Source organism: Kitasatospora sp. NPDC001683 (genome assembly GCF_053596495.1).
Map to the genome: position 1 here is coordinate 1 of NZ_JBSFGK010000155.1, position 11,174 is coordinate 11,174.

10 protein-coding genes are annotated in these 11,174 nt (G+C 71.0%); 1 reads left to right on the forward strand and 9 read right to left on the reverse strand.

The features are described 5' to 3' along the window. From ACWCYO_RS38750 to ACWCYO_RS38785, 8 genes are all read right to left on the reverse strand, one after another. The coding region (locus ACWCYO_RS38750; protein WP_449786829.1) for a non-reducing end alpha-L-arabinofuranosidase family hydrolase at nucleotides 1–740 on the reverse strand (740 nt) is incomplete at its 3' end. 91 nt (nucleotides 741–831) lie between these two features. Beyond that, the gene (locus ACWCYO_RS38755; RefSeq protein WP_449786830.1) at nucleotides 832–1,986 is read right to left on the reverse strand and encodes a glycoside hydrolase family 11 protein; all 1,155 of its coding nucleotides are present in this window, start codon (nucleotides 1,984–1,986) and stop codon (nucleotides 832–834) included. A 360-nt stretch (nucleotides 1,987–2,346) separates the two neighbouring features. Beyond that, nucleotides 2,347–2,670: a hypothetical protein gene (locus ACWCYO_RS38760; protein WP_270140142.1), complete on the reverse strand. Its 324-nt coding sequence runs from the start codon at nucleotides 2,668–2,670 to the stop codon at nucleotides 2,347–2,349. A gap of 116 nt (nucleotides 2,671–2,786) precedes the next feature. After that, a complete protein-coding gene (locus tag ACWCYO_RS38765) occupies nucleotides 2,787–3,791 on the reverse strand; it encodes a LacI family DNA-binding transcriptional regulator (RefSeq protein WP_270140140.1) in 1,005 nt (334 codons plus the stop codon). Nucleotides 3,792–3,929: 138 nt separating this feature from the next. Further along, entirely contained in the window at nucleotides 3,930–5,393 is a 1,464-nt protein-coding gene (locus ACWCYO_RS38770) for a glycoside hydrolase family 1 protein (protein ID WP_270140138.1), read from the reverse strand. A 41-nt stretch (nucleotides 5,394–5,434) separates the two neighbouring features. Next, on the reverse strand, nucleotides 5,435–6,292 hold the full coding sequence (locus ACWCYO_RS38775) for a carbohydrate ABC transporter permease (RefSeq protein WP_449786831.1): 858 nt from the start codon (nucleotides 6,290–6,292) through the stop codon (nucleotides 5,435–5,437). 6 nt (nucleotides 6,293–6,298) lie between these two features. Continuing rightward, nucleotides 6,299–7,282, reverse strand: a complete 984-nt coding sequence (locus tag ACWCYO_RS38780) for a carbohydrate ABC transporter permease (protein WP_449786832.1) — start codon at nucleotides 7,280–7,282, stop codon at nucleotides 6,299–6,301. 47 nt (nucleotides 7,283–7,329) lie between these two features. Beyond that, the gene (locus tag ACWCYO_RS38785) at nucleotides 7,330–8,718 is read right to left on the reverse strand and encodes an ABC transporter substrate-binding protein (protein ID WP_449786833.1); all 1,389 of its coding nucleotides are present in this window, start codon (nucleotides 8,716–8,718) and stop codon (nucleotides 7,330–7,332) included. 230 nt (nucleotides 8,719–8,948) lie between these two features. Here ACWCYO_RS38785 and ACWCYO_RS38790 point away from each other — a divergent pair, with 230 nt between their 5' ends. After that, the gene (locus tag ACWCYO_RS38790; RefSeq protein ID WP_449786834.1) at nucleotides 8,949–9,983 is read left to right on the forward strand and encodes a LacI family DNA-binding transcriptional regulator; all 1,035 of its coding nucleotides are present in this window, start codon (nucleotides 8,949–8,951) and stop codon (nucleotides 9,981–9,983) included. Nucleotides 9,984–9,996: 13 nt separating this feature from the next. On the opposite strand, the gene ACWCYO_RS38795 is transcribed toward ACWCYO_RS38790, so the two are convergent. Next, nucleotides 9,997–11,174, reverse strand: a 1,178-nt coding sequence (locus ACWCYO_RS38795) for a glycoside hydrolase family 5 protein (RefSeq protein ID WP_449786835.1), incomplete at its 5' end; no start/stop codon positions are given.

The following is an 11,174-nucleotide window of genomic DNA, read 5'->3' on the forward strand; positions in this document are numbered from 1 at the left end:
ATCCCGGTCTGGGGGGCCGAGGCCATGTCCGACCAGTTCGTGAAGGGGCTGAACATCATCGAGCCGTACGAGGAGCCGTTCACGTTCGACGCGTAGACCAGGTGCTTGCCGTTGTAGACCACGTCGGTGAAGTCCTTCACCGACACCCAGCCGTTCGCCGGCTGCGCCAGCGCGCCCGTCGACGACCAGTGGTACGTCGACGGCAGGGCACATTTGCCGCCCGGCGGGGCCGAGGCGGACAGGCCGGTCCAGTTCTGGTTGCCGCCGCCGTTGCACGGCCAGATCTCCACCGCCGTGCCGTTGGCGGTGCCGGCGCCCGTGACGTCCAGGCACAGCCCGGACTCCACGCCGACCACCGTGCCGTCGGAGTTGACCTGCCACTGCTGGTTCGCGGCGCCGCTGCAGCTCCAGATCTGCACCCGGGTACCGGCCGTGGTGGCGTGGCCCGGAACGTCCAGGCACTTGTCGCCGTACACCGTCAGCTGGTTGCCGGAGGTCGACGTCCAGAGCTGGTTCGCCCCGTTCGAGCAGTCGTAGATCTGGACGGACGTGCCGTCGCTCCGGCTGGCATCCTGCACATCGAGGCACCGGCCGGAACCCACGCCGCGCAAGGCGCCGCTGGTGGCTGCCCGAGCGGTGTCGGCGGCCTGTGCGGTGGTGACGCCGAGCATGGCCACCAGCGCCGCCACGACGGTGAGCACGGTGGGCAACTGCCCACGGTTGGACTTTCGTGCACGCATGGGGAACTCCTTCATGAGCGGATGAGCCGTCAGACGCTTGTGAGCGTTAACGCGAGCTGCGCAAGGGATGCCGCGTGCCCCGCGGCCCGGCTCAACCGAAGTTCCAGTGCTGGTTGGCACCGCCGTTGGAGTCCCAGACCTGGACGGGAGTGCCGTTGCCGGTCTGACCGCCGGGGATCTCCAGGGCCCGGCCGCTGGCGACGTTGGTGAGGGTGTAGGAGCCGTCGTCGTTCCGGTCGGCCCGCCAGTGCTGGTTGGCGGCGCCGCTGGAGTCCCAGACCTGCGTCCTCGTTCCGTTTCCCGACTGGCCGCTCGGCTCGTCCAGGGCCCGGCCGCTGGCGACGTTGGTGAGGGTGTAGGAGCCGTCGTCGTTCCGGTCGGCCCGCCACTGTTGGTTGGCGGCGCCGCCGGCGTCCCACACCTGGAGCTGGGTGCCGTTGTCGTTCTGCCCCGCGGGCTCGTCGAGGACGTGCCCGGCGGCCACGTCGGAGAGCGTGTAGACCGTGCCGGAGTTGATTCCCCCGCCCGGCGTGCCGCCGCCGTTGCCCCCGCCGGGGGCGGAGCCCACGGTGATGTCGGAGTTGCCGCTGCTCTGGTAGCCCTCGGTGGCGAGGATCTCGTAGTTCATGTTGCCGAGGTTCATGCCGGACCTGGCCCACGCGTCGAAGTGGCTCCCGACAGTGATGGTTCCGCCCGTCCGCTTGGCCCGACGGACGCTCCAGTACTGGTTGAAGGTCCTGATGCCCTCGATCGAGGGGGCGTTGTACCGCGTCGTCTCGTAGATGTCGTAGGTGCCGCCGTCACTGGTGACGGTGCCCTTGTACGCGCCGGTGGGCTTGTAGGAGCCGTAGTTGTCGACGATGTAGTACTCGACGAGCGGGTTGGTGGTCCAGCCGTAGAGCGACAGGTAGGCGTTGCCGTTGGTGCTCCATGTGCCCGAGTAGGTCACCGGGTTGCGGGAGCCGGTGCTCCAGCCCTTGCCGGCTACGAAGTTGCCGGCGTTGGTCCAGGAGGTGCCGTAGTGGCCGCCGCCGTTCAGCGACATCGAGACGGCACCGGAGCCCTGGGTCCAGAACGAGTAGAAGTACCCGCCGTCGCTGCCGGTCCGGTTCGTGGTCACGGTCGCGGCGTCGGCGGTGCCGGGCAGGAGCAGGACGACCGCGAGGGCCGGGACGAGGACGGGCGCCCTGCCGGCGAACTGCCGGACGCGGCCAACCCTGCGGCTCTTGGGGTGGGGAGGGTTCACGGGATGATCCGTTCTGCCGATGGGTGGGGGTGCGGGGGTGCGACCCTGCGCCACCGATGACCGTGAACGGATGGGTCGGCCGAGCGACACCGCATGGCGGCAGCGGCACAGGGAAAACCGGTGGTTCGTCAACGTCGTGCTTCCCGGCGCGAGTTGGCGACTGTGGCCGAGGTCCGGAGCCGCGGCCAACCGCACGATAGTGTTGGCCTGCACTCGACAAGCTGTCAACACTTTCGGCAGGGCAAGCGAAAGTGTCGACCGCGACCAGTCCTGCTCCTCTCAAGAAAGGACCTGGTCGGGAGCTTAACGGCCTATGCAGCCAGCGGGATTCCCGCTGACTTCCCCGGGGTGAGCGGTAACTTACAAGCCCACAGGCCTTTCGAAAGTTTCGCTCATCACGACCGACTCCGCTGCGATCCGGTGCGGTGCGGGGGTGCGGAGGTGAAGGGTCGGGATCGCGGCGAGGTCCCCGTCGGTCAGGAAGGTGTGCAGCAGGTCGCGGAACCGCAGTTCGCCCTCGCCGTGCACCGGCACGTACAGCCAGGGCGCCTCGGCGAACAGCGGCTCCTGCTGGTGGCTGACGTCGTTGTCCCCGACGACGACGCGGCAGCTCGGCCAGCGCTCCTTTACCCGACGTGCCAGCTTCTGGGACTGGGCAGTTGACGCGAGTTCAGGACGCGACACGCAAGGACGTGTTAACGCTCTCATTGGTTAACGCTCTCATTGCTGCCACCGCCGTACAAGGGATGCGAACAAGTGGAAACGAACCACAGGAATGAGGCGCAGCGAGTGCGGCGCGTTCAGCCCGAGGCCCGGACGACCAGCCGGGTGGGGAGCACCACCGATTCGCCGCGTGCCGGGTTGCGCAGCAGCAACTCCAGGGCGCGGGAGCCGAGTTCCTCCACCGGTTGGCGGACGGTGGTCAGGCCCGGGCGGCAGCGTGCCGCGACGGGGGCGTCGTCGAAGCCGATCAACGCCACGTCCTGGGGCACCCGCAGGCCATGCCGGCGCAAGGTCCTGAGGGCCCCCGCGGCCATCTGGTCTGAGGCGGCGAAGACCGCGTTCAGCTCGGGGCGCTGGTCCAGCAGCCACTGCATCGCGTGCTCACCGGAGGCGCTGCTGAAGTCGCCGTACGCCACGGCGGGCCGGCACGAGAGCGTCGCCGCCATCGCCTGGTGGTAGCCGGCCAGCCGGTCCGCGCCGGCGGCGGTGTCCGGTGGCCCGGCGATGGTGGCCACCGAGCGGCGCCCGGACGCGCACAGCCGCCGCACCGCCTCCCTGGCGCCGGTGAGGTTGTCCGCGTCCACGAACGCCACCGTGCCGGGCTCCGGCGGCCGGCCCAGCGACACCACGGGGACCTTGGCCGCGTGCAGCAGCCGGATGAGCGCGGTGTCGCCCCAGGGGCCGACCAGCAGCACGCCGTCGACGTGGCCGCCGCACAGGTAGCGCACCAGCGGCGGCCGCCGCGAGCGCCTGGGCACCGTGAAGACGGCCAACTCCCGCTCCGCGCCGGGCTGGGAGCGCCGCAGGCCGGCCAGCAGCCGCACCGGGAAGGCGTCCGCGTGGTACTGCAGCGGATCGGCGAAGACCACGACGGCCACCACGCCGGTGCCGCGGGTGCTGGGAGCTCGACGGCGGACGTACGACAGCTCGCGCGCCGCCCGTTCCACCCGGGCCGCCACGTCGGCGGAGACCCGGGCGGAACGGTTCAGCACCCGGGAAGCGGTCGCGATGGAGACACCGGCCCGACGGGCGACCTCGGCCAGTGTCGGAGCGGGGTCGGTGCTGGGGAAGGGCTGGGACATGGGGCCGTCCTGGATCGATCCTCGATACGGGAACCGCACCCCGAACTCATCGCGCGCCGGGAACCCATCGCGCGCCGGTACACCCACCGCTGCCAGCTTCGCCGGTCGAACGACCGGCGTCAAGGGATCCGGACGTGCTCACACACCCAGGTCAGGGAGCGTGCCCCGGCGGATCACCTCCGCGTACCACCGGGCGCTGTCCTTGGCGATCCGGGCCTGGGTGGCGTAGTCCACGTAGTACAGACCGAACCGTTTGCCGTAGCCGTACGCCCACTCGAAGTTGTCCATCAGCGACCAGAGGAAGTAGCCCCGTACGTCCGCGCCGGCCGCGATCGCCCGCCGGACGGCGTCGAGGTGCCCGCGCAGGTACTCGATGCGCTGCGGATCGTGCACCGCGCCCTCCGGCGTCAGACGGTCGTCGAAGGCGGCACCGTTCTCGGTGACCAGCAACGGCAGCCCGGGGTGTTCGCGGTGGAGGCGCAGCAGCAGGTCGGTCAGGCCGCTCGGGTCGATCGGCCAGCCCATGGCGGTGCGCTCGCCGGGCGCTCGGTGGAAGAGCACGTCGGCGCAGCCGGCGAAGGGGGACTGGGCGCCGTCGCCGTGGCCCGCCTCGCCCGCGGCCGCGGTGTCCGGGGCCGGTCCGTCCGGCAGGGCCGAAACCACGGTGGGGGTGTAGTAGTTGATGCCCAGCAGATCGATCGGCCGGGCGATCGTGGCAAGGTCGCCGTCGTGGATCAGCGTCGGCCAGTCGACCAGGTGTGCCGTGTCGACGACCAGGTCCACGGGGTAGCCACCGTTCAGCATCGGTCCGGTGAAGACGCGGTTGCCCACCGCGTCGATCCGGCGTGCGGCCTCGCGGTCCGCGACGGACTCGGAGAGCGGCCGCACCTCGTGCAGGTTGAGTGACACGGCGATCCGCGCGTCCCGGGGCAGGGCCGCGCGCAGCGCCTCGACCGCGAGGCCGTGGCCGAGGTTGAGGTGGTGGGCAGCGCGCAGGGCGGCCGTCCAGTCGGCCCGGCCCGGGGCGTGCACCCCGGAGCCGTAACCGAGGAAGGCCGAGCACCAGGGCTCGTTGAGGGTGGTCCAGAGGCTCACCCGGTCGCCGAGTGCGTCCGCCACCAGCGCGGTGTAGTCCGCGAACCGCCTCGCGGTGTCGCGGACCGGCCAGCCCCCGAGGTCCTCCAAGTCCTGTGGGAGGTCCCAGTGGTAGAGCGTCACCGCAGGCTCGATGCGGTGCTCCAGCAACTCGTCCACCAGCCGCCGGTAGAAGTCCAGGCCGCGTTCGACGGCCGGCCCGCGTCCGGTGGGCTGCACCCGGGACCAGGACACCGAGAACCGGTAGGCGCCCAGGCCCAGTTCGCTCATCAGCCGGACATCCTGCCGGTAGCGGTGGTAGTGCTCAGTGGCCCGGTCGCCGGTGTCGCCACCGGCCGTCCGTCCCGGGGTCCGGCTGAAGGTGTCCCAGATCGAGGGGGCCCGGCCGTCCACGTCGACGGCCCCCTCGATCTGGTACGCCGCCGTCGCGGCTCCCCAGAGGAAGTCGGCGGGGAAGGCGGCTGCGGTGGTGTCGACCGGGGACACCCCGGTCCGTGCGGAAGTCATGGCTGGATTCTCCGGTTTCGCTAAGGGGAATTGACGAACGATCAGTTCTTGACGGCGCCGGCGGTGATGCCGCCGACGACCTGCCTGCCCAGCAGGGCGAACACCAGCAGCAGCGGTGCCGTCCCGAGCAGCGAGCCGGTGAGGATGACGGCCTGGTCGGAGTCGTACGAGCCGCCGCCGAGACCGGCCAGGGCGACCTGGACGGTGGGATTGCTCTGGCTCAGCGCGATCATCGGCCAGAAGAAGTCGTTCCAGGACTGCACGAAGACCAGCATGCCGAGCACGGCCATCCCGGGCCGGGCGATCGGCAGCACCACGCTCCACAGGATCCGCAGGCTGTTAGCGCCGTCCATCCGGGCCGCCTCGACCAGGTCGATCGGCAGCGCCTCGGACAGGAACTGCCGCATGAAGAACACCCCGAACGCGGCGACCAGGTTGGGCAGGATCACCGACTGCAACCGGTCGGTCCAGTGCAACTGCGCCATGATCTGGTACAGCGGGATGACGCTCAGCTGGGCGGGCACGGTCATGGTGGCCACCACCAGACTCAGCAGGAGGTTGCGGCCCCGGAACGGCAGCTTGGCGAAGGCGAAGCCGGCCAGGGTCGCGAACAGCACGGTGCTGGCGGTGACGCAGCCCGCCACCACCACCGAGTTGAGCAGCGCCCGGCCCATGTGGACCTGGTTCCAGGCGATGTCGAGGTTGTGCCACAGGCTCCCGCCGGGCAGCAGCGGCGGCGGGGTCTGGGCGATCCGGCTGCCGGAGGTCGAGGCGCCGACGAGGGTCCAGTACAGCGGGAAGAGGGACAGGACGGCGACGAGGACCAGCACCGCGTACGTGAACGGTCCGGCCCCGGTGAGGCCGAGTGCTCCCGCACGTCGTGCCCGGTTGACGGCCATCGGTGCTCAACCCCCGTTCCGGGCGCGGCGGATGCGGACCAGGGCGAGGTTGAGCGCGCCGATGGCCAGCAGGATCAGCAGCATCGTCCAGGCCACGGCGGCGGCCCGGCCGAGGTGGAAGGCGTACCAGCCCTGGTCGTACAGGTACAGCCCGAGGGTCTGGTACTGGTGGGCCGAGCCGCCGCTGTGGCCGGTCGCGCCGCCGCCGAACAGCAGCGGCTCGCCGAAGAGTTGGGTGGCCCCGATGCTGGAGACCACGATGGTGAACAGGATGGTGGGCCGGATGGACGGTACGGTGACGTGCCGGAACTGCTGCCACCGGTTGGCGCCGTCGAGCGCCGCCGCCTCGTAGAGGTGGTGCGGGACGGCCTGCATGGCGGCGAGGTAGATCAGGGCGTTGTAGCCGGTCCAGCGCCAGGTGACGATCGTGGAGACGGCGACCCGGGAGCTCCAGGTGCCGCCCTCCCAGTCGACGTGGCCGAGGCCCAGGTGGCCCAGCAGCCAGTTGATCATCCCGTAGTCCCGCCCGAACAGCAGCGTGAACACCAGGGTCGCCGCCGCGATCGAGGTCGCGTAGGGCGCGAGCATCGCGATCCGGAAGAAGCCCCGGCCGCGCAGGCGGTAGTTGAGCAGGTGCGCCAGGCCGAGGGCCATCAACAGCTGGGGCACGGTGGACAGCACACCGATGGTGACGGTGTTGCGCAGGGCGTTGCGGAACAGGTCGTCGTGGAACAGCCGGGTGTAGTTGTCGAAGCCTCGCCACTGCATCCGGTCCGGCGTCTGGAGGTCGACGCTGTGCAGCGAAACCCAGCCGGTGTAGATCAGCGGGAACAGGCCGAACGCCAGGAAGCAGACGAAGAACGGTGCGACGTACAGGTACGGCGAGGCCTTGAGGTCCCAGCGGTAGAGCCGGGTGCGCCAGGGGCTGGGAGGCGGGGGAGCGGGGCGTGGCGGGCCGGGGGCGGTGGCCGGGACGGCCTCGTCGAGCATGGTGGTGACCTCTCTGGAGAACGCTCTCTGGAGAACGGGGCCGGCCGTCAGTCGCTGACCTTGTCGTCGATCTCCTTGACCGCGTTGCTCCACGCCTTGGCGGGGTCGCTCTGGTGCTGCTCGATGCTGAGCAGGGCGCCGTTGGTGAGGGTGTCCTTGACCAGGCCGTCCCACTCGCCGATCACGGTCGGCTGGATGGACTGCGCGGTGGCGGCGTAGATCCGGCCGGTGGGCGTGTCGCCGAAGAAGTCGAGCTTGGCGTTCTGCACCTCCGGCTGGCCCAGCGCCTTGAGGTTGGAGGGCAGGTTGCCCACCGTGGTGAAGACCTTGGCCTGTTGCGCGGGTGCGGTGAGCCAGGCGGCGAGCGCCTCGGCCTCCTTCTGGTGCTTGCCCGCCTTCGGTACGGTGAGGAAGGAGCCGCCCCAGTTGCCGGCGGCCGGAGGGGCGGCGATGTCCCACTTGCCCTTGTTGGCGCTCCCGGACTTGTCGGCGACGATGGCCGTCATCCAGGACGGGCAGGCGACGGTGGCGAACCGGGAGTTGGCGAAGGCCTGGAACCACGGTGTGTCGAACTGCTTGAGGCCGGCGCTGATCCCGGCCTGGATCGCACCCGTGGACAGGTCCCAGGCCGTCTTGACCGTGGGGCTGTTCTTGTAGTCCAGCTGGCCGCTGCTGTTGTCGTACTGGGTGGTGCTGGAGGACACCACGGCGTTGAACAGGCCGCCGGCGGAGTCGGTGAAGAACGTGCCGGCGGGGGCCTTGGCCTGGTAGTGCTTGCCGGTCTCGACGAACTTGGCCCAGTCGCCCTGCCAGAGCTTGGCGACCTGTTCGCGGTCGGTGGGCAGCCCGGCCTGCTGGAACAGGTCCTTGCGGTAGCAGATCGCCATCGGTCCGATGTCGGTGCCCAGGCCGATGGTGTGGCCGTCCGCGGTGGTGGCCTGCTGGGACTTCCACGGGAGGAAGGCGCTCCTGTCGACCCCGTCCGCCTTGCCGAGGTCGACGAACTTGGCCGCCTGCTTCTTCACCACCTGGGCGATCCGGCCGACCTCGACCGCCTGGATGTCGTCCAGACCGCTGCCGGAGGCGAGGTGGGTCTGCAGGGCCGGGTAGTAGTCGGCCTCCTGCTCGACGCTGTGCTCCACGATGGTGATGTCGGGGTGCTCCCGCATGTAGGCGTCGAACAGGCCTGCTTCCTTGTAGCCGAAGGTGCCGTAGTCGCCGACGGTCAGGGTGATCTTGCCGCCCGGGGCGGCGGTGGTGGTCGAGCCGGCGCTGTCGCAGCCGGCGACCAGCAGGGCGCACAGGGCCGCGGTCGCGGCGATCGGCAGTGGCCGGCGCGCCTTGCGTGCGTGGCCTGCGTCGCGCGCCTTGCGTGCGTCGCGGGTGGGGAGGGTGGTGGCGGCTCTGCCGCCGTGAGTGGTGCCGGGGCTCCGCATGGCCGGATCTCCTCGTCCAGGGGTTGGTCCATGACTGCGCCGCGCAACTGGCGGCCGGCGGTGCTCGGAACTGGATGGAGCGCCAAAGGTGGGAGCGCTCCCACAGCAATGTGGGAAGATTGCTTCGCCGCGAGGGGCGTGTCAAGGCCGTACATCGGCTCCGTTACCGGACCGTGTCGTCCGACTGCCCCGCCGCCGTCCGCCGTCCGCCGTCCGCCGGGAGAAGGATCATGAGCCGAGCCGCGCAGCAGCCACCCGCTGCCCGCCCCACCCTGGAGGCGGTGGCGGCCCGGGCGGGAGTGGGCCGGGGCACGGTGTCCCGGGTCGTCAACGGCTCGCCCAAGGTGAGCGCCAAGGCCCGCGCGGCGGTCGAGCAGGCGATCGCGGAGCTCGGCTACGTTCCCAACCAGGCGGCCCGCTCCCTGGTCACCTCCCGGACGGACGCGGTCGCGCTGGTCATCCCGGAGAGCGTCGCGAAACTGAGCTCCGAACCCTACTTCGCCGACATCATCACCGGAGTCTCCGCCGAACTCGCGGGGACCGACCTCCAGTTGCTGCTGGTGTTGGTGCGCGACGAACACGAACGGGAACGGTTGACCCGCTACCTCACCGCCCGCCGGGTGGACGGCGTCCTGCTGGTCTCGGTGCACGAGGACGATCCGCTTCCCGAGCTGCTGGAGCGGCTCGAACTGCCTGCCGTGCTCGGCGGCCGCCGCTCGGCGGAGGAACCGCTGAGCTACGTGCACGCCGACAACGCGGGCGGGGCCCGGGCGGCCGTCCGGCACCTGCTCGCCCGGGGACGGACGGCCATCGGGACGGTCACCGGACCGCTCGACATGGAGGGCGCCGCGGCGCGCCTGGCCGGCTACCGGCAGGCGCTCGCCGAGGCCTCGGTGCCCGCCGACGAAGGGCTGGTCGCCCACGGGGACTTCACCGAGCGCGGCGGACGCGAGGGCACGCGGGAACTGCTCGCCCGCCGGCCCGGCCTGGACGCGGTGTTCTGCGCCTCGGACCTGATGGCGGCGGGCGCGCTGCAGGCGCTGCGGGAGGCGGGCCGGCGGGTGCCGCAGGACGTCGCGGTGATCGGTTTCGACGACTCCGTGGTGGCCCGGCACACCGAGCCGCCGCTCACCAGTGTGCGTCAACCGACCGAGGAGATGGGGCGTTTGATGGTCCAGCTGCTGCTCAAGGAGATCGCCCAGCCGGGCCGGTTCCGCCGGCAGACGGTCCTGCCGACGGAACTGGTGGTGCGGGAGTCCGCCTGATCGGCGAGGTCTGCTACCCGCCGGCCAGGTGGGCGCGGTAGCCGGCCCCGAAGGCCGTCGGGGTGCCGTCGTAGGAGCTGATCAGGGCCGGGCCGCTGCCGCAGTCCCAGGTGTTCCAGGCCCAGGCGAGGTAGGAGACGCCGTGCTGGTCCAGCCAGGGCAGCAGGGTGTCCAGGTAGCCGTGCGCGCAGTCGCTCTCGCCCAGCTCCCCGGTCACCACGGGCACCCGGGCCGCCAGCGGGCCGATCTGGGCGTCCCAGCAGGCGGCGTTGGCACAGGTGTTGAAGTTGTACGAGTGCCAGGACGCGGCCAGGTTGTGCAGTGGATCGGCCGGCAGGTACGCGGCCCACTGGGTGAGGTCGTTGGCGTACTCCTGGCCGCCCAGCAGCAGGACGTTGTCCGCACCGGTCGATCGCACCGCGTCGACCATCGCCTGCATGCCGGCGACCCGGAAGCCGATTCCGGGACAGCTGCCGCCGTCCCGCCAGCAGGCCCAGCCGCCGGCCTCGCTCCCCGTGGCGCGGGACGGGTAGGGCTCGTTGAAGAGGTCGAAGACGGTCGCGTCGTCGCCCTTGAAGGTCTGCGCCACAGAAGTCCAGAACGGGAGCGCGCCGGCGGCGTCCGGCATGGGCTTCTGGCAGGTCGCGTTGGCGTCGGAGCAGCCGGCGGACGGTCCGGTGTACGCCCCGTCGGTCCAGTGCAGGTCCAGGATCGCCACCAGGCCGTTGCGGTGCAGCAGGTCGACATAGCTGCGGACGGCGCTGATGTAGGTCGCGCCGGCGTAGGCGGGGTCGACGTTGGAGTGGGCGAGCCAGCAGTCCTCGTTGAGCGGCACGCGGACGGCGTTGATGCGCCAGGACTTCATCGCGGTGACGGACGTCTGGTCGGCCGGACCGTCGAAGATGCCGTGGCCCTGGACACACATGAACTCGGCCCCGGAGCGGTTGACCCCGTGCAGGGTGATCGGAGTGCCGTCGGCCGTCGCCAGCGTGCTGCCCGCGACGTGTACGGCCGGGGCTGCCCCGCTCGGCGGAGGAGTGGTCGGCGGCGGGGTGGTCGGGGGCGTGGGGCTCGGGGATGGGCTCGACTGCGGCCCGCAGGGGGTGCCGTTGACGGTGAAGGCGGTGGGGGCGGTGTTGGTGCCGGTGTAGGAGAAGTTGGCGCTGGTGGTGTAGGTGGCGCCGGGGTTGA

Excerpts from the sequence above, each read along its gene's own strand:
- ACWCYO_RS38765 (WP_270140140.1), bottom strand. The coding sequence starts at position 3,791 with ATGTCCCAGCCCTTCCCCAGCACCGACCCCGCTCCGACACTGGCCGAG.
- ACWCYO_RS38770 (WP_270140138.1), bottom strand. The coding sequence starts at position 5,393 with ATGACTTCCGCACGGACCGGGGTGTCCCCGGTCGACACCACCGCAGCC.
- ACWCYO_RS38775 (WP_449786831.1), bottom strand. The coding sequence starts at position 6,292 with ATGGCCGTCAACCGGGCACGACGTGCGGGAGCACTCGGCCTCACCGGG.
- ACWCYO_RS38780 (WP_449786832.1), bottom strand. The coding sequence starts at position 7,282 with ATGCTCGACGAGGCCGTCCCGGCCACCGCCCCCGGCCCGCCACGCCCC.
- ACWCYO_RS38785 (WP_449786833.1), bottom strand. The coding sequence starts at position 8,718 with ATGCGGAGCCCCGGCACCACTCACGGCGGCAGAGCCGCCACCACCCTC.
- ACWCYO_RS38790 (WP_449786834.1), top strand. The coding sequence starts at position 8,949 with ATGAGCCGAGCCGCGCAGCAGCCACCCGCTGCCCGCCCCACCCTGGAG.